13 protein-coding genes are annotated in these 18,490 nt (G+C 44.3%); 7 read left to right on the top strand and 6 right to left on the bottom strand.

From position 1 onward, the window contains the following. Window positions 1-216: 216 nt before the first annotated feature. Together devC and QUB77_RS23350 are read right to left on the bottom strand one after the other, a co-directional pair. Window positions 217-1,401, bottom strand: a complete 1,185-nt coding sequence (gene devC / locus QUB77_RS23355; protein WP_333178516.1) for an ABC transporter permease DevC — start codon at window positions 1,399-1,401, stop codon at window positions 217-219. Window positions 1,402-1,465: 64 nt separating this feature from the next. Further along, window positions 1,466-2,893, bottom strand: a complete 1,428-nt coding sequence (locus tag QUB77_RS23350) for an HlyD family efflux transporter periplasmic adaptor subunit (protein WP_333178514.1) — start codon at window positions 2,891-2,893, stop codon at window positions 1,466-1,468. 117 nt (window positions 2,894-3,010) lie between these two features. Between QUB77_RS23350 and QUB77_RS23345 the strand changes: the two genes are divergently transcribed. Next, window positions 3,011-3,619, top strand: a complete 609-nt coding sequence (locus tag QUB77_RS23345; protein WP_333178513.1) for a TetR/AcrR family transcriptional regulator — start codon at window positions 3,011-3,013, stop codon at window positions 3,617-3,619. 87 nt (window positions 3,620-3,706) lie between these two features. On the opposite strand, the gene QUB77_RS23340 is transcribed toward QUB77_RS23345, so the two are convergent. The 3 genes from QUB77_RS23340 to QUB77_RS23330 all read right to left on the bottom strand — a co-directional run bounded on the left by QUB77_RS23340 (window position 3,707) and on the right by QUB77_RS23330 (window position 6,922). Next, window positions 3,707-4,510 carry a hypothetical protein gene (locus tag QUB77_RS23340; RefSeq protein ID WP_333178510.1) on the bottom strand — a complete coding sequence of 268 codons (804 nt, stop codon included), beginning with the start codon at window positions 4,508-4,510 and terminating at the stop codon, window positions 3,707-3,709. A gap of 179 nt (window positions 4,511-4,689) precedes the next feature. After that, window positions 4,690-6,201 carry a cyclic nucleotide-binding domain-containing protein gene (locus QUB77_RS23335; RefSeq protein WP_333178508.1) on the bottom strand — a complete coding sequence of 504 codons (1,512 nt, stop codon included), beginning with the start codon at window positions 6,199-6,201 and terminating at the stop codon, window positions 4,690-4,692. A 541-nt stretch (window positions 6,202-6,742) separates the two neighbouring features. Then, the gene (locus QUB77_RS23330) at window positions 6,743-6,922 is read right to left on the bottom strand and encodes a hypothetical protein (RefSeq protein WP_333178506.1); all 180 of its coding nucleotides are present in this window, start codon (window positions 6,920-6,922) and stop codon (window positions 6,743-6,745) included. A gap of 196 nt (window positions 6,923-7,118) precedes the next feature. On the opposite strand from QUB77_RS23330, the gene QUB77_RS23325 reads away from it, so the two are divergent. The 4 genes from QUB77_RS23325 to QUB77_RS23310 all read left to right on the top strand — a co-directional run bounded on the left by QUB77_RS23325 (window position 7,119) and on the right by QUB77_RS23310 (window position 15,380). Next, window positions 7,119-7,760: an IS607 family transposase gene (locus QUB77_RS23325; protein ID WP_445251771.1), complete on the top strand. Its 642-nt coding sequence runs from the start codon at window positions 7,119-7,121 to the stop codon at window positions 7,758-7,760. Next, window positions 7,760-8,824 (top strand): RNA-guided endonuclease TnpB family protein, encoded by a 1,065-nt coding sequence (locus QUB77_RS23320; protein ID WP_333178500.1) that lies wholly within the window; start codon window positions 7,760-7,762, stop codon window positions 8,822-8,824. Before QUB77_RS23325 ends, QUB77_RS23320 begins: the two co-directional genes overlap by 1 nt. Before the next feature lie 368 nt (window positions 8,825-9,192). Further along, window positions 9,193-14,046, top strand: coding sequence for a PAS domain S-box protein (locus QUB77_RS23315; protein ID WP_333178497.1), 4,854 nt, complete (start codon window positions 9,193-9,195; stop codon window positions 14,044-14,046). Window positions 14,047-14,051: 5 nt separating this feature from the next. Beyond that, the gene (locus tag QUB77_RS23310; protein ID WP_333178492.1) at window positions 14,052-15,380 is read left to right on the top strand and encodes a response regulator; all 1,329 of its coding nucleotides are present in this window, start codon (window positions 14,052-14,054) and stop codon (window positions 15,378-15,380) included. A gap of 19 nt (window positions 15,381-15,399) precedes the next feature. On the opposite strand, the gene hpsU is transcribed toward QUB77_RS23310, so the two are convergent. After that, window positions 15,400-16,077 carry a hormogonium polysaccharide biosynthesis acetyltransferase HpsU gene (gene hpsU / locus QUB77_RS23305; RefSeq protein WP_333178489.1) on the bottom strand — a complete coding sequence of 226 codons (678 nt, stop codon included), beginning with the start codon at window positions 16,075-16,077 and terminating at the stop codon, window positions 15,400-15,402. A 55-nt stretch (window positions 16,078-16,132) separates the two neighbouring features. Here hpsU and QUB77_RS23300 point away from each other — a divergent pair, with 55 nt between their 5' ends. Both QUB77_RS23300 and QUB77_RS23295 read left to right on the top strand, forming a co-directional pair. Next, the gene (locus tag QUB77_RS23300) at window positions 16,133-16,930 is read left to right on the top strand and encodes a cation diffusion facilitator family transporter (protein ID WP_333178486.1); all 798 of its coding nucleotides are present in this window, start codon (window positions 16,133-16,135) and stop codon (window positions 16,928-16,930) included. A gap of 909 nt (window positions 16,931-17,839) precedes the next feature. Next, window positions 17,840-18,490: DUF4347 domain-containing protein (locus tag QUB77_RS23295; protein ID WP_333323548.1), on the top strand; the 651-nt coding region annotated here is incomplete at its 3' end.

Raw genomic sequence — 18,490 nt, 5'->3', positions numbered from 1 at the left:
TAAGAGACAAGGTTGCCTAAATTTGTGATTGAGAGGGAAACCGCAGATGAACGCAGATGAACGCAGATGGATTTCAAGATTGTTGGCAATTTTAGCAATTCAAGTCTAATAAACCGCTTTTGTCGCCAACAAGGCATAGGAAAAAGAAGAGAAGGATTACAAAAATATGTTTTTAGTCAGGGCTTTAGTCTTTCATAATCTCTGATTCATTTTCCCTTAAAACATATCTGCTGGATCGGCTGCTTGCAGTTTGCGAGTGGCAATTGCTCCCGAAATGGTGCACATAATCACGTTCAAAAGTAATACTATAAATGCTCTAAGCAGCGTCATGTACAGGGGCAAATTTGTAGCTTTGCGAGTTAAAGAGTAGAGTCCGAGAGAGACTCCTACTCCCGGCAAAAAACCGAGAACGGAAAGAATTAGAGCTTCTTCAAAAACGATGCCGAGTAAATAAACATTGCGGTAGCCCATCGCTTTGAAAGTAGCGTATTCTCCCATGTGGTCGCTGACATCGGTTGAGAGAACTTGATAAACAATAATCACACCAACTACAAAACCCATCGCTACGCCTAAATTAAACACAAAGCCGATCGCAGTATTCTTAGCCCAATAGTTTTTCTCAAAATCGATAAATTCTTGTTTGGTTAGTACCTTGACATCCGGCGGTAAATATGCTTTTAAAACTTGTTGAACTTCCACGGGGTCAGCACCCGGTTGCAGTTGAATTAATCCGGCATTAACACTCGCGGCGTTTTGTCTGGGAAACAGGCGCAGGTAATTTTGATCGCTAGTCATCAAAATACCGTCGGCGGCAAAAGATGCTCCAACTGTGAATAAACCGCTGACGTTAATCGTGCGCCGCTCTACCTCAGCTTTAACGGCTTTTCCTCGATCGATTTGTGCGATCGTTTCTTGGTAATCTCCCCTAGAAGCGCGATCGAACAACACGGTATCCGGCAATTTAATCGCGCTCAAATTTTGGTTAACTTCTGGAAGCGCAAAGGCGGGGTGATTCGGATTGAAACCGACCACCATCAGCGACGTTTCGCGCCGAGTTTGGGGATTTTTCCAGTTAGCAATTTTCACGTAAAGCGGCTCGGCTGATTTCACACCCGGTACGTTCATTGCTTGATACAATCGGCGCCTGGGAAAGGAAGACAAATTAATCAAATTTCGCGCTTGGGGGTGAATCAAAACTAAGTCTGTTTCCAAGGCTTGGTGCAGCCGCGTATTGCTGGTGTAAAGCGCATTTTGAAAGCCTAGCTGCATGAACATCAAAACGTCAGCAAAGGCAATTCCTGCTACTGCAACGGCCATTCGCCCTTTGTCGTGGCTCAGTTGCAGCCATCCAAGGGAAGTTCTGCGTCTTAATTGTTGTAAGGGTTTTATGAGTCCAATCATAGGATTTTAGATTTTAGATTTTGGATTTTGGATTGAAGAAAGCGACCCTGCGGTTTAAGTCTTCTTAATCTTTAATTTCCCCGATCGCCACTTTGACTTGCAAATTGGTTAATCCCGCTACTTTCTGGCTGGAAGCTGCATCCAAACGCACTTTTACTTCCACAATGCGACTATCAATATTCGCAGAAGGATCGGTGTTAACAATGTTTTGCCGCTGCACTTGCAAACCAATATGTTCGACTGTTCCCCGCAATTCGCCGGTCAAAGCATCGCTAGTAATTTTGGCGGTTTGTCCGAGGCGTACTTTGTCCACGTCGCTTTCGTAGATTTCCGCAACAGCCAGCATCTCGCGAGTTTGTCCGAGTTCGACAATGCCGTCGTTTCCTACCCTTTCCCCCGGATGCGTGTGAATTTTCAAGACTTGGGCGTCTCTGGGAGCACGGATGTAAGCTAGATCCAGATTGGCTTTGGCTTGTTTGGCTGCTGAAGCGGCGGAACTGACTTCGGCGGCGGCTGCTGCTATGTCAACGGGACGCACTTCGGCGATGCGATCGAGATTTGCTTTGGCTTCGTCGATTTGCTGTTGTCGAGATTGCTCAACTTGGCTGAGTTTGGCTTGCGCTTCGTTAATCTGTTGTTGGCGCGATTGTTGAATTTGATTTAGTTTGGCTTGGGCTTCGTTAATTTGTTGTTGGCGCGATTGCTGAATTTGATTCAGTTTTGCCTTTGCTTCGTTGATTTGCTGTTGGGCGGTTTCGGCGGCGAGGCTTTTGCTGTCGCTAGTTGAGGCGGAAATTGCTCCCTGTTCATACAGTTGGGAGTAGCGCTGATCCTCGCTTATGGCGTTGCGGAGTTCGGCTTGTAGACGGGCAATTGTGGCTTGTTGGGTTTGAATTTCACCTTGTTGTTCGGCCCTGATGCGGGCAATTGTGGCTTGTTGCGCTGCAATTTCGGTGCTGCGATCGATTTCTAGACGGGCAACGATCGCCTGTTGCGCTGCGATTTCGTTGCTGCGATCGGCCCTGATGCGGGCAATGGTGGCTTTCTGGGCTTGGATTTCGCCGTTTTTGGCTCCGGCTTTGACTTTTGCTAGGTTTGCCTCAGCGACGCGCACTTGTTCTTGAGCTTGTTCGAGGGCCGCTTGCAGGCGATCGCGGCTGTCCAAAATTGCGATCGTCTGACCTGTTTTCACCCTGTCTCCCTCTTTTACCAACAGTCGATCGATCCGGTTTCCTTCCGTGGCACCGGAGGCGGAGACTTTAATTACTTCTCCTCTAGGTTCGAGTCGCCCCAAGGCTGTAACTGTCGTTAATTTGGATGCCGCCACGGATGCTGCTGCGGCTACTGCGTTGGGATCGGGTATGCGCGATCGCCAGATCGTGTAGCCTGTGGTTCCCCCTGCAGCCAGGGTTGCTACTGCTGCCACAACTAGGAGTTGTTTAACTAGGGATGGATTTGAGGATAAGCCGTCTGCTGTTGGTTGATGTACCATGACATACCTCTTTTTTGGGAAAAATAAAACTAAACCGTTTAGTTCTGATATGTCTTAATACTAAACCGTTCAGTATAATAATGTCAAGATCCTAAATAAAAATTACAGAAGCAAGGTATGGCAAGGACAAAATCGATCGAACCAGACGCAGCAGGAGGTGACAAAACCGAGCAAATCCTGCAAGGTGCGATGCAAGAATTTTTAGCCCACGGCTACGCGGGCACGAGTATGGACAAGGTAGCGAAGACGGGAGGAGTTTCCAAAGCCACGGTTTACAGCTATTTTGCAGATAAAGAAGGATTATTCGTGGCTTTGGTACAGCGGCTGGCGCGAGAAAAAGTCCATTTTACAGTTCTGGATGAAGAACCCGCCGTAGCGCTGCGATTCGTTGCCACAACTCTATTAGAGCAGGTGACGCAGGAACCTGAATTCCTCAATTTTGTGAGGCTAGTGATTGCGGAGTCGGGGCGTTTTCCCCAGCTAGCGCAGACTTTTGTGAAAAACTTAGCTAAACCGGGTATTGAGCGGCTTACGGAATATTTCGCATCGCATCCAGAGTTAAAATTGCCCGATCCGGAGGCAACGGCGCGGATTTTTATTGGATCTTTGGTATATTTCCAGTTAACGCAGCACATGATGCACGGCAACGATATTATCCCAATGGAGCGCGATCGATTGATCGACGGTCTGCTGCACTTGATTTTATCCCCGCAGTCCAATTCCTAAAGTGCGATCGACAGAATTTAGGAATTTTATTTTAGAACGATCGCAGCCATAAAGAGCGAGATCCCTTTATGGCTGCGATCGCAGGTTTTAGTCAGGTGTTTTTCCTAACCTGTCTCTCAATTCCTCCGCCGATAACTGTGGCAGTTGTTCTACAAACAATGTCAACTCGGCCACAGGCAATGCCAATAAATTAGTAACGGCTGTAGGCAGAATATCGCCCAATTCAGGCGATCGCATTTGCAACGCACTTTCAGCTAACAACTTCACCGCTTGTTCGCGCCCTGTTCCATCGACTGTCAGCATCGATATTGCCAGCAACAGCACTGTAAATTCTGCCGCCGCCAACTTGGATATTGGAGATAGAAAAACTGTCATTTTTGGACTTAATTCTCCAAATCTAACTTGCAAAAAGTTTTCTAAAATTAAGCGCTGTTGTTCTTGTCTGCCTCGTTCTAGTCCTTGTTCTAGTCCTTGTTCTAGCCCTTGTTCTAGCCCTCGTTCTAGTCCTTCTTCTCTAGCTTGTTGCTGTGCTGCTTGTATTTGTTGTTGAAAAAGTGGTGCAATGGCCATAATTAACTCCCGCTCTTCTGGCTCTAATCCTTGTGGCGCATCGGTTACTAAATTTGATTGTAACCGATACAGCAATTCTAGCGCGATAATCCGCAACGGATCGTCTGTTGCTAAAGCGCTCAATTGGGAAATAGCCCTTTGCTGCACTCCCCCTTTGCCCAAAATCCTCAACCACAGGGTTTCTGGAGTTTCTGGCAACTGGTGAATCGCCACAATTGCCGATCGCAAAGATTCCCCCAAAAAATAAATTCCCTGCATCCAATTCTCTGTGTCTGGTATCGCATTAAAGCTATCTACCAATGCTTTCGAGGCTGTGGGCATCAATCGATTTTAGATTTTAGATTTTAGATTTTAGATTGAATAAAGTGAAGTAAACATCGATTTATCGGACTTCGGAAGTCACATCGCGGCCGATATTAACCGTTCCGAGCGGCGACAGCAATTCCTCCAGGTATTCTTTGGCAAAGAGATCGTGAATAAATCGCGTCCTAGAAATTATTTCAAACACTAAATAGATTTTTTAACCGTTTTCTCACCCATTCTACAGGATTTTCATCCTCTTCTGCTGCATCTACTAATTCCATTTCTCGCAATAATTGCTGTCTCTCGCTGAGTTCTTCTTTATGCTTGACTATTTCTTTAATAATCTGTTCATATAAATCAGGTTGTTCACTTAAAACTTTCTGGAAACCTTCTTTATTAATCGCAAACAAAATTGTTTCTTCCAAAGCTCTCACCGAAGCAGTTCTGGGGATTCCCAACATCAAAGAAAGTTCCCCGAAAAACTGACCAGGGCCGAGGTTATTCAGATGTTTGTTAATAGCTTCCACAAAAACTTCTACTGAACCTGAAAGGATCATGTAAAAAGCATCTCCGGGGTCGTTTTCGTGAAACAAATATTCTTGCGCTCGCAGCCGTTTGCGGTATCCAACTTCTATCAATTGCCGCAATTCAAGATCGGTCAGGTTTTCAAAGTATTCTACCTCTCGTAGCAAACAGCTAAGGGACGATGGCTTTTTCTGTTTATCTACACAAATTGGCTGTTTTTGGGAATTTTCCGAGTAACTGTTGGGGATTTCAAGTGCAGTTTCTTTTTTGTTGAAGATTGACAACAGAACTTCGGGGTTTTGCAAATAAATTTCTCTGTCATTGAACGGAAATTCGATTTTTTGCTGTCTGAAATTGTATTCAATCGCAAAATTCAAAGAACTTTTAATTACTTCTCTTTCAGTCGGTCTGTCTGTCCAAACTAAAAGTTCAAACTTAAAACTATCATCACCAAACTCGACAAACAATACTTTCGGATGCGGTTCGTACAAAACTCCCGCTTCCGCGTAAGCAATATTTAACAGAGTTTCTGTCACTAACAGCGGGTTACTATTCTCGGCTACTTCTACGGGAACTCGCAGACAGAGTAGCGAGTTTTCGTAACTCCAGTTAACAATTTTGTTGCTAATCATTTTGCTGTTGGGAACTATGACGCTAGAGTCCTCAGTGGTTTGGAGGATGGTCGATCGAATCGAGATTTTTTTGACGATTCCCATTAATCCTTCTAATTCCACAAAGTCTCCGACTTTCACGGGTCTGTCTAAAAGCAGGGTTAAGCCGCTGACAAAATTAGTTGTTAAATCTTGGATTCCGAAGCCAATGCCGACTCCCAATCCCCCCGCCACTACTGCAAAAGAAGCGAGGTTGAAGCCGATGCTTTGGATGGCGACTATCACCCCCAAAGCTACTATTAAATACCCAATAATTACTGCGATCGCTTCCCGATTTCCCTCGTCAATTCCCAGTCTGACAAGCAAGCTTTCCTTAAGAAAGTTTGTAAAAAATCGTGCTATCACAAGGATAGCGATAAACAATACAATCAGTTCCACCAGTGACTGCAGGGATACAGGATTTTCACCTATTTTAAATAGGGTAGCTGTAAATATTTGCGATATCTGTGTCAATACTTCTTCTGGTATTGTATTGAATTTAAATTCAGGTGATAAGGTTTTTTGTGTTGTCATTTTTTAAGGGAGTAGTAAAAAAGAAAGTCTTCAGTACCAAATGTAAAAAGAAAATACTGAACTCGTTATCATAAATTTTAACCTATTTTTAGGGTAAAAAAAGTTAATTCGTTACATAGATATGTGCTTACTCATACTACGCAGTTCTCCCTATTGCCAATTTTTAGGATACCTGGTCTTCGCAGACCTGCGGTTAGTGTGCCACTTTTTCGCGATACGAGAGCCGACTCATCTATTGTTAAAGTGTTCACTCTACTAACTTTTGTCAACATTAAGTCGATTCGAGTTTATCATACTCTACACTAATTTTTTTTGAAGTCCCGTTATCAACTTAAGGAGGGATTATTCAATGACTCTTTAAGTGGACAAGTCAAATATCCAAGTATTACAATGACTTGAACTGGTGGGAGAGATATTGCTATTACTCTGCCAGTTGCGTCCGTCTTGTGTATATCTAAGTGAAAATGTAAGGGATTTAGCTAAAATTGATAACGTTCCAAGAATACTTGACATTCTACCGAGATGGAGGACTAACTATAAGTTAATCACATTTGTCAATCAGTAAAATTACTGAAAATACTTGCTTGTTCAGGAGTGGAAAATGGGCGGTTTGGGGTTGGGTGGAAATAAATATGGCGCGAGACATGATTGCTCGATCGCCCAAATCTAAGTTCTCCACCCAAAACCTGAGTAAATGCTGAGCATAATTGCTGATTGACAAAGGCTTCCCTAGGTTAAGTTGTGAGCAATGTTCTACCAATAGGATTGATTAGCAATAGAATTGATGAGCAATAGAACTTCTTGGCGATCCATCCGAAGAATTAAGGGTGTGACGCTGAAATAAATTTATTAGACAGGTCTTGACATTCTTCCAGGATTGGGTAACTATTGAGCTGTATTATGAGAGGTAAGCAACCTTGGAGATTCAATCAGACGTGACACTTTCAATCGGAGAAGCTGCCAAAGAACTTGGTATCTCAACTAAAACACTAAGACGTTGGACGGATGCGGGCAAGATTAAGTTTGAGCGCTCTCCAACAGGTCAAAGACGTTTTTATCTTGCCGACATTAAGCGAATCACTCCCAGAGAGTTAAATCAGACAGATGAGCGAATTACTATCAACTATGCCAGAGTGTCAAGTCACGATCAAAAAGAAGATTTAAAACGTCAAGCTGCTGTACTGGAATCGTTTAGTGCATCTAACGGTTGGCAATTCGAGACAATTCAAGACTTGGGTTCTGGATTAAATTACCAGAAAAAAGGACTAAAAAAACTACTTAAAAGGATTATGTCTGGCGAAGTTGGTAGACTTGTCATTACTCACAAAGATAGACTTCTTAGATTTGGTTCTGAATTAGTTTTTGCAATGTGTGAAGAATTTGAATGTGAGGTAGTAATTGTTAATAAGTCACCAGACGAATTGAGTTTAGAGCAAGAATTAGTGCAAGATATGATTGAGTTAATTCAAGTTTTTAGTGCAAGACTGTATGGTGCAAGGAGTCACAAAAACAAGAAGTTGATTGATGGTATAGCTAAAGCTGTGGAGGATGTCAAGTAATGTTACTCTGTTTTAAAACGGAATTAAAGCCTAACAACAAACAGGTAACTTTATTCCGTCAACATTGTGGAGTAGCTAGACACGCTTATAATTTTGGTAATGCTGCTATTCAAGAAGCCCTACAGCTTAAAGAAACAGATAAAACCGTTAAAATACCTTCTGCTATTGACTTGCACAAACGTCTAGTAGCTGAGATTAAACCCGTTAATCCTTGGTATTATCACAGCTCAAAAGCAAGCCCGCAACAGGCATTAGCAGAGGTAAGAACGGCATGGGATAGATGCTTTAAAAAAGTTTCTAAGCAGCCTAGGTTCAAGAAAAAAGGTAAGTCTAAGGATAGTTTCTATCTTGAACAAGGAACAAAAGCAAAGCCTGGTATCAGCAATGATGGAAAACGAGTTAAACTCCCCAAAATTGGCTGGGTGCGACTGCACGAACCTTTACCAGTTACGGCTACACATAACTGTGTAATTAGTCGCACTGCGGACAAGTGGTTTATTGCTATTAAGTACGAAATAGAACAGCCTACAGTGCCTCTGGAACGTGCCTCAATTGGTGTTGACATTGGTATCAAAGAATTGGCTGTCACCAGTGACGGAAAAGTATTCGCCAATCCTAAAGCCTATCGCAGGATGAGCAAAAAACTTAAACGATTGCAACGTTCTGTCAGTCGCAAAGTCAAAGGGTCAAAAAACAGAAACAAATCCGTTAGAAAGCTGGCAAAACTACATTATAAAATTGTTTTTATTCGCAAGGATGCTATTCACAAACTCACTAACTATCTAGCCAAAAACCACAGCATGATAAAAATTGAGGATTTAAATGTCAAAGCATTTTTGAAAAACCACAAATTAGCTGGTGCAATTGCAGATTGTGGAATGTATGAGTTTAAACGACAACTGGAATACAAGACCGAAAAGTTTTCCAGTAAGTTAGTGCTAGTCGATTGTTTCTTTCCTAGTTCCCAAATATGCTCAAATTGCAAGAACCATCGGCATAAAATGCCATTGAAAAACCGCGTATATCACTGTCCTGAGTGCGGACACACTGAAGACAGGACTTAAACGCAGCTAAAAACATTGAACGATGGTTTGAAGGAATTTACATTCCGATTCGTTCAGACTGAGTGAGTCAAACGGTAAGCTCTACCGAGATTGCCTGTGGAGTAGACAAACCTCTCAGAAGTCATTCTGAGACTACTGTGAAACAGGAAATAAACACCAAAGTCCAAATCTTTCAAGTGATGGGTAGCTTTGGGTAAGTTTTATAGAGCGGAAATAGTGTCGCAAGGGATACATATATAGCCGATTGAAAACCTAATGGTCGCGCTACTGAACGTTTTATTCAGTACCCAAATTGGTGGCAAGGAAAACCTTGCGATCGCCCCATTGGAAAGAAGTTTTAGAATAATAGCTGAAATGCACGAGCCAACATGAGCAAATTCCCACCAGAGAAAACCCAACCGCCACAGCAAGAGAGCACAACAGCACAGGCATTGCGACAGGCTCACTTCGACGCTTTTTTTGCAGGTGCTAACGCCGGAATGCTGATTTTTGACCGCCAACTCCGGTACGTCCAAGTTAACGAAGTTTTAGCCCAGACCAATGGCGTTTGTGTGGCAGACCATATTGGTAGGTCAGTGCGTGAAGTGCTGCCAGAATTGGCTCCGACTGTGGAACCAATGCTGCAAGGCATTCTGGATACGGGCAAGCCCATTCTCGACTATGAATTAGTAGGTGAAACGCCGAAAGAACCGGGCATCCTGCGCTACTGGCAAGCATCTTACTATCCTTTGCGGGATGAAAATGGCATCGTTTTTGGTCTTGGTGGGATTGTGATTGAAATTACCGATCGCAAGCGGGCAGAAAAAGAACAAGCACGACTGACGGCAATTTTGGAAGCAACTTCCGACTTCGTAGGGATTGCGGATGCAACAGGGCATAACGTCTACCTCAACCAAGCCGGACAGAAAATGATGGGGATACCCCCAGAGGAGGCACGATCTCCGTTTAGTCTAGATTTTGTATTAACTCCCTCGGCAACGACAAAATTCCACAATGAAGTCTTTCCAACCGCCTTAAGAGAGGGTAGCTGGGCTGGTGAAACCGTGTTTTTGTCACGCGATGGGCAAGAAATTCCAGTTTCCCAAGTTTTAATCGTCCACAAAACGGAAACCGGCGAAGTCGAGTTTGTTTCCACTATTGCACGGGACATTAGCGATCGCCAAAAAGCAGAGGAAGAAAGGCAATTGCTCGCTACCACGATCGAGAATAGCCGTGACTTTATTGGCGTTGCATCAATGGATGGTCGCCCTATACTCGTGAATCAAGCTGGTCTGGATTTGGTGGGACTCAGTAGTTTGGACGAGGCTAGAACCAAACACATGACCGACTTCTTTATGGCAGAAGATTTGGACTTTGTACACCAGCGTGTTCTGCCTACTCTTATGCAAGAGGGAAGTTGGCGGAGTGATTTCCGCTTCAGAAATTTCGTGACAGGTGAACCCATCGCGGTAGATTACACCCTATTTCTGGTCAACCATCCAGAGACTAATGAACCCGTAGGGATTGCCACTATTACGCGGGATATTCGCGAGCGCAAAACCGCAGAAGATGTCCTCAAACAAAGTGAAGAACGATTTCGTTCTTTGATCGAAGCCAGCGCTCAAATTATTTGGATATGCAATGCCGACGGCGAAATGGCGATCGAGCAACCTACTTGGAGTGCATTTACAGGACAGACATTTGATGATTACAAGGCAGGGGGTGGGATCAACGCTATCCATCCAGACGATCGCTCGTCTATGGTCACTGCTTGGTCAACTGCGCTTGCTAATCGATCGCTATATGAAGTGGAATTCCGTATGCGTCGCTATGACGGGGAATATCGCTACATGAGTTGTCGTGGTGTACCAATTCTGAACGCGGATGGTTCAATTCGGGAATGGGTTGGGGCTAATACAGATATTACCGATCGCAAACAAGCTGAAGAAGCTCTGCGCGAACAGCAAACTGTGTTGCGCGATCGCAACGTCTTGCTGAGCTCTATTTTGGAAAGTACGCCAGACATCATTGTTGTTAAAGACCGGGAAGGCCGATATGTTGCCCTTAATTCCTTTGTGGCAAACTTCTTCTTTGACGGTAAACCCATGGAGGAAATCCTGGGTAAAGATGATTCGGAACTGATGCCCCCGGAGGCCGCCGTTCCAATAATGGCAAAAGACCGCGAGATTATGGAAGCAGGCACTACTGAAACCTACGAAGAAGAAATTTTTAATGGTGAGAGCAGCAATTATTTTTTAACCACAAAAGCCGCTTGGCGGGACGGTCAAGGCAATATTCTCGGTATTATCGCCATAGCACGAAACATTAACGATCGCAAACAAGCTGAAGCCCAGATGCGCGATCGTAATGCACTGCTAAACTCAATTTTGGAAAGTACACCAGACTTCATTGTCGTTAAAGATCGGGAAGGGCGTCATGTTGCCCTTAACTCCAATTGGGCAAACTTCATGGGCAAGCCAATTGAGGAAATCATCGGCAAAGATGATTTGGAATTACTGCCGCCTGAGAGTGCCCGTGCAATTATGGCGAAAGATCGTCAAGTCATGGCAGCAGGCATCAGTGAGACTTACGAGGAAGATGTCTCTGACGGTGAAAAAACCGCGACTTTTTTCACGACAAAAGCTCCTTGGCGGGATGGTAATGGCAATATTCTGGGCATCATCGCGACCACACGAGATATTAGCGATCGCAAACAAGTCGAGCAAACACTCCGTCAAACCCTAGAAATACTGGACTTAGCCAGCGATAGTATCATTATTAGGGATATGGATGACCGGATCATCTACTGGAACCAAGGTGCAGAAAAGCTCTATGGTTGGACAAAAGCGGAAGTAGTCGGGCAGTACATTCACACATTCTTGGAAACCGTCTTCCCTACACCGTTAGAAACCGTAATGGCAGAGTTTTTCGAGCAGGGAAGTTGGGAAGGAGAATTGCAGCACACCACCCGAGATCGTCGGCATATTATTGTGGCAAGTCGCTGGACATTACAGCGCGACGCGGAAGGCAATCCTTGTGCCCAACTCGAAATTAATAATGACATTAGCGATCGCAAACAAGCCGAAGATGCTATCAAACAAAGCGAAGGACGCTATCGTTCGCTAATCGCTGCTACGTCCCAACTTGTCTGGACAGCGGATGCGGAAGGAAGATGCGTGGATCAACCGGGTTGGAGAGCTTACACCGGACAAACCGAAGCCCAGATGGCTGATGGTTTTGGCTGGTTAGATGCAATTCACCCAGACGATCGCGAACGAACGACTCAGGTGTGGATGGAAGCAGTGCAAACGAAAACCCTGTATGACGTACAATATCGAATCCGGGGAGCGGATGGGAACTATCGTTATTTTCAACTTAGAGGGGTACCAATTCTGGATGAAGATGGCAGCCTCCTGGAGTGGATTGGCACTTGTAGCGATATCCACGATCGCAAACAAGCGGAAGATGCTCTCAAACAAAGCGAAGAACGCTATCGTTCCCTAATCCTTGCCATCTCCCAAATTGTCTGGACAACGGATGCTGAAGGAAGATGCCAGGATTCACCGAGTATGAGAGCTTACACCGGACAAACGGAAGCTGAGGGGGTTGGTTTTGGCTGGTTAGATACAATCCACCGGGACGATCGCGAACGAACAGTTCAGGTGTGGATGGAAGCAGTGCAAACGAGAAGCATGTTTGAGATGGAATATCGAATGCGCGGAACGGATGGAAACTATCGTTATTTCCAAGCTAGAGGGGTGCCAATTCTGAATGAAGATGGCAGCCTCCGGGAGTGGGTTGGCACTTGTATCGATATCCACGATCGCAAACAAACAGAACTGGTACAGGCCAAAGCTAGAGAAGCCGCAGAAGCAGCTAGTCGGGCCAAAAGTGAATTCCTTGCCAACATGAGCCACGAGTTGCGGACTCCCCTAAATGGCATCATGGGCTACGCGCAGATTCTTCAGCGTTCCAAAATCTTGAATGAAGAAGAGCGATCGCGCATTGATGTCATTTATCAGTGCGGTTCCCATTTACTAACGTTAATCAATGATATTCTCGATTTGTCGAAGATTGAAGCACAGAAAGTGGAACTCATGCCCACGGATTTTCATTTCCCGGCGTTCCTGCAAGGTGTAGCAGAAATGTGTCGCATCCGAGCTGAAATTAAGGGAATTCACTTTCATTTTCCATCCAGCCCCGAACTCCCGATCGGTATTCGTGCGGATGAAAAACGCTTGCGACAAGTGTTATTTAATCTTTTGAGCAACGCTATTAAATTTACAGATCAGGGCAGTGTTACTTTTATAGTCAGTTTTGCAACAGAAGGAAAAATTCGCTTTGAAGTACGCGATACAGGTACCGGCATTGCCCAAGAGCAACTCCAAGCTATCTTTCAGCCCTTCGAGCAGGTTGGAGATCGCAAACGGCAGACGGAGGGCACCGGGCTAGGATTGGCAATTAGCCAAAGGATTGTAGAACTAATGGGCAGTACCATTCAGGTTCAAAGTGAGATGAATGTTGGCAGTATTTTCTGGTTTGATGTTAGTCTGCCTCAAGCCGATGAATGGGTGAAAACGTCTCAAATCGACCATCACGGGCAGATAATCGGCATCAAACACCGCCAACCTAAGATTGTGGTTATTGATGACAAATGGGCTAACCGTTCGGTAATTAACAATTTGCTCAGTCCGATCGGCTTTGAGGTGTTTGAAGCGAACGATGGGCTTGAAGGCTGGGAAAAAATTATAGAGGTGCAGCCAGATTTAATTGTTACCGACTTACTAATGCCAGAGCTAGATGGCTTCGAGGTGATTAAGCGGGTTCGAGAATCAGAAAATTTCAAAGACACCGTTATTATTGTCTCTTCTGCCAGCGTATTTGAAACCGATCAATACAGAAGTTTAGAGGCAGGAGGCAACGCCTTTATTCCAAAACCTATTCAGGCCACTGAACTCCTGCAAAAATTACAACAGTATCTTGATTTAGAATGGGTTTATGAAGCTAATGAAGATCCACTGGCGATATCCTCAAACACCGATGAGCTAATTGCCCCGCCTGCTACAGAAATGGAAATGCTATACGAGCTGGCTATGAAAGGAAATTTCCTAGAAATAGTTAAGCAGGCGGTATTACTTGAAGAAATAGACCCAAAATACATTCCCTTTGCTAAAAAATTGCATCAGATGGCAAAGGACTTTCAAGACGAAGAGCTGTTAACGTTTATTCAGTCCTACAAGTAAGGTTTATGAATTCAGAAATTCAAGCAAATGGTACGATTCTTATAGTTGATGACAATTCAGCTAACTTGGGTGTCTTATCTGATGCCTTAAGCCAAGCAGGATTTGAAGTTCGGGTTGCGAAATCTGGAAAGATGGCACTAGAGCGAGTCAAATATGCTCTACCGGATCTAATCTTGCTAGATGTCATGATGCCAGAAATTGATGGATTTGAAACCTGTCGTCGATTACAGGCTAATCCAGAAACTAAACAGATTCCCATTATATTTATGACTGCTCTCTCGGATACGGCTAATAAAGTTGAGGGGTTTAAGCTTGGCGCTGTAGATTATATTACCAAACCCTTCCAACAGGAGGAAGTATTAGCTCGCGTCAAGCTGCATTTAAAGCTTCATGTTCTAGCTGATAAATTAGAAGAAAAAAATACCTTATTGGAGCAAAAAGTTTTAGAAGTCAGCCAAGCCTATGATGATTTAAAACAAATGCAACTTAAGTTAATCCAAAGCGAGAAAATGTCCGGGTTAGGGCAAATGGCCGCCGGGATTGCTCATGAAATAAATAACCCTATAAATTTCATTTCTGGCAATCTGGGTTATGCCCAAGAGTATGCTCATAACTTACTAAAAATTATACACCTCTATCAAGAAGATTATGTAAATCCCACCCCTCGGATTCAAGCAGCAATGGATGAAATAGAACTGGAATTTGTGGAGGAAGATTTTATCAAAGTTCTTAACTCTATCAACTTAGGAACGCAGCGCATCCAGGAAATTGTCAAGTCTATGCGAATCTTTTCTCGCCTAGATGAGGCAGAGGTGAAAGCTGTAAATATTCATGAAGGAATTGATAGTACACTCACCATTCTGCATCATCGTTTAAAAGCCAAACCAGAGCATCCTGAGATTGAACTAATAAAAAAGTACGGTCATCTTCCACCAGTAGAATGCCATGCGGGACAATTAAATCAAGTGTTCATGAATATTCTTTCCAATGCCATTGATGCTTTAGATGAATCGAATCAGCAGCGTTCCTTTGCAGAAATCAAACAACACCCGAACCGCATTCAAATTTCTACAAAAGTAATTGACGACAATTGGGTGGCGATTCATATTAGTGACAACGGTCGGGGAGTTTGCGAAAGTTTACAACCGAAAATATTTGACCCTTTTTTTACCACCAAACCCATCGGTAAAGGAACTGGGTTGGGGTTATCTATCAGTTACCAAATTATCGTTGAAAAGCATGGGGGCAGATTATACTGCCAGCCTGGATTAGGAAAGGGAATAGAATTCGTTATTGAAATTCCTATTCGCCAGCAAGCTTGTAAAGCTGCTTAGTTTCCCGGTGCAATGTCTCTTACGAACTTTGGTTAATTTCTCGCTGACAGCGGGGACGACAAGGTGTTCCTGTGCAAATAAAGCCTGCAGGCATATTTTTAAAGACGCTGCTGCGAGCTCCAATTAACGCATTTGCACCGATTTCGACACCTGGGCCAATGAAGCAGTCGGCGGCAATCCAAACGCCGTTATTAATGATTACAGGTGCTGTGATTAAGCTAAAGGCTGGGTCTTGAAGGTCATGAGTGCCGGTGCAGAGGTAGCTTTTTTGAGAAATGACGCAGTGTTTGCCGATCGCAATTCGATCGAGACTGTACAATACAACATCATCTCCGATCCAACTGTAGTCTCCGATGGCAATTTTCCAAGGATAGGTAAAACGAGCCGTGGGGCGAATGATCGCACCCCGACCTATTTTCGCTCCAAATAACCGCAGCAACCCCCTTCTGATGCGATTAAAAGGGTGTGGAGTGAGGGGAAATGCGATCGCCTGCACGAACCACCACAGCAAAATTAGCCAACCGGGCTTTCCTCGATCGAACTTTGATTGATCGTACTTCCGCAAATCAACTAAAGATTCGCCTGTCAAAATATTTGCCTGATTGTCGCTAATTGGACGATCGTTTATTCCAGAATTTGGGGAATTTGCAATCGGATTTTCCGGATATTGGTTCGGATTTGGTATATAATCGGTCATTGATAGTTAATTTAATGTTTAATTTAAAATCGAGTTTAACCTTAAGGGCTGCTGCATGACTTTTCTAGTTAGGGACAATTTTGACTCGGAAAACGCCAAGGATATCGCACAATGCGAGAATATAAATCCCAGAATTGGCAAAGTGCGACTTTTACAAACAGCATTGGTACTGCTTAGCAGCTTTTTTGTAGCAGAGTTAATCGCCGCACTTAATTCTCATAGTTTGTCCCTATTAGCAGATGCGGGCCACGTTTTTTCAGATGTAGCAGCTTTAGCAATAACTTTGACAGCGACTTGGTACTCCTCAGTCAAACGCAAAAGTAAATCCGTAGATTGTACGATCGCACAATCGTCAATCCCTGAACGAGGAGAAATCATTGCTGCTTTAATTAATAGTATCAGTTTAGTGGCGATCGCCCTGTGGATTGCTGCAGAGTCGATCGCCCGTTTGCAGTCCCCAACTCCCGAAGTAGAAGGGCTGCCGATGTTAATTACCGCCATAGTCGGTTTAAGCATCAACTCGATTAATGCTTGTTGTTTGCATTCCTGCTGTCACGGCGACTTGAATCTCAAAAGTGCCTTTCTGCACGCAGTCGCCGACATATTTTCATCGCTTGGAGTAATTTTAGCGGCGATCGCCGTAGCGTGGCTACACTGGAATTGGGCGGACGGCTTAATTAGCTTGCTAGTATCAGCATCAATTATTTTATTAACTCTACCATTGCTAATAGAAAGCATCCAATTGCTGCGAGGAAAAGTATCAGCAATATCTGCCAGTCAACAGCCTTGTGATTGCGAAAAAGTGAGCGCAGAAAAATTGCTTTTTCCATCCCTCGAAGAACTTATTAAATAACATCTCTTCATCTGCGTATATCCGCGTATATCCCCTGACATCTGCGGTTAAAATACCTAAGTAATTAACAATGGCGATATCTAGATTGTAAAGATATCGTAAACCTTATTATCTACTCATCACAAAGACAAAGATCCGACTTTTCCGACTTTACGATCCGACTTTTCCGACTTTACAGAGGCAGGGGCCCGAAGCAATGATTAGAGATAGGGAAAGCCAACCCACGATGTCTAGATTGTAAAGATATCGTAAACCTGGATGTTGTGTTGCGAAATGTTAAATAAAGATCTGCTATAAAAGATATGTCTTTAGTATGATACATTAAAGTTGCATCTAAGCTATGGGCATTCCCACGCGAGGCCAGTGAAAGCCTACTTCATATCAGGACTACCCCGCTCAGGCTCTAGTTTACTGGCTGCACTACTACGACAAAATCCCCGGTTTTACAGCGCTATGACTTCCCCTGTTGGGGGTGCAAGTCGATCGACTGCTGGAAACCGTGAGCGAAGACAATGAGCTTTCCGTGTTTATTTCCCCTGAACAAAAACAGGCACAGCTTATTACCACCCGCCAACTGATCGAGAAGTGATCTCCGACACCAATCGCCTGTGAAGCAGCAAATTGCCATTAATTCGGGAACTATTTCCCGAAGCCAAAGTTATCTGCTGTGTCAGAAACCTCGCTTGGATTATGGACAGCATCGAGCTACTAATTCGGCGCCACGCCTTTGATGTTTCCAGATTATTTATTTAATGCTCTAGGGGAACGGGCTAACAATTGTACCGCCCGATTGATTTGAGCAATAGGACTAATAAATTCTTCAGTCCTCATAGCGAGGACTTAATCGCGGCGGTTTCAACCGCTGCCGGACTTGGATTTAAACGATCAATATAAAGAATTTCAGCAATTATGAACGTACCAACCATGAACAATCAAATAATTTTCGTTGATTCTTCTATACAAGACTATCAAAGCTTAATCCAAGGTATAGATAGCGCTCAAATTGTGATTTTAAATGAAAATTCGAGCGGCATCACACAAATTACTAACGCCTTAGCCAATCAAAAAGAGATTGAAGCGATACATATCCTTTCACACGGGGCTCCGGGAATCCTCTATCTAGGCAATACCCAACTGAGTCTCGATACTCTGAGCCTATACGCCCACCAATTACAACAGTGGGGAAGGACAGCAAGCCAGATTCTCCTCTATGGGTGCTCCGTTGCGGCGGGAGACGCGGGGGCAGAATTTATCGAAAAATTACACCAACTCACAGGCGCAAACATCGCGGCCAACCCCAACCCCACCGGAAGCGCCACCAAGGGGGGGACCTGGGAACTCTCTCACCAAATTCCCCCCTCCCCAGAAGCACCACAAATCCCTTTGACAGCAAAGGTTCTGGCTTGCTATGCCCACACCCTTGGTATTACCACCCGCCTCTCCGTTGACTCCGCTGCTGCTGAGGGAGATAGCGACTCCTATGAGCCCAGTATCTCAGCCGATGGGCGTTATGTGGTGTTTGGGTCTGAGGCCTCCAACCTGGTGACAGGGGACACTAAC

Origin of the sequence: Microcoleus sp. AT9b-C3 (genome assembly GCF_036705485.1) — a bacterium.
Taxonomy (GTDB): Bacteria; Cyanobacteriota; Cyanobacteriia; order Cyanobacteriales; family Microcoleaceae; genus Microcoleus.
Note: the sequence above shows the minus strand (reverse complement) of the source record. Positions and strands in the feature narration are given on the sequence as shown.

What these genes read in the sequence shown, in the direction of transcription:
- QUB77_RS23310 (WP_333178492.1), top strand. Translation starts at nt 14,052, where the DNA reads ATGAATTCAGAAATTCAAGCAAATGGTACGATTCTTATAGTTGATGAC.
- QUB77_RS23340 (WP_333178510.1), bottom strand. Translation starts at nt 4,510, where the DNA reads ATGCCCACAGCCTCGAAAGCATTGGTAGATAGCTTTAATGCGATACCA.
- QUB77_RS23300 (WP_333178486.1), top strand. Translation starts at nt 16,133, where the DNA reads ATGACTTTTCTAGTTAGGGACAATTTTGACTCGGAAAACGCCAAGGAT.
- QUB77_RS23335 (WP_333178508.1), bottom strand. Translation starts at nt 6,201, where the DNA reads ATGACAACACAAAAAACCTTATCACCTGAATTTAAATTCAATACAATA.
- QUB77_RS23350 (WP_333178514.1), bottom strand. Translation starts at nt 2,893, where the DNA reads ATGGTACATCAACCAACAGCAGACGGCTTATCCTCAAATCCATCCCTA.
- QUB77_RS23320 (WP_333178500.1), top strand. Translation starts at nt 7,760, where the DNA reads ATGTTACTCTGTTTTAAAACGGAATTAAAGCCTAACAACAAACAGGTA.
- devC (WP_333178516.1), bottom strand. Translation starts at nt 1,401, where the DNA reads ATGATTGGACTCATAAAACCCTTACAACAATTAAGACGCAGAACTTCC.
- QUB77_RS23315 (WP_333178497.1), top strand. Translation starts at nt 9,193, where the DNA reads ATGAGCAAATTCCCACCAGAGAAAACCCAACCGCCACAGCAAGAGAGC.
- hpsU (WP_333178489.1), bottom strand. Translation starts at nt 16,077, where the DNA reads ATGACCGATTATATACCAAATCCGAACCAATATCCGGAAAATCCGATT.
- QUB77_RS23345 (WP_333178513.1), top strand. Translation starts at nt 3,011, where the DNA reads ATGGCAAGGACAAAATCGATCGAACCAGACGCAGCAGGAGGTGACAAA.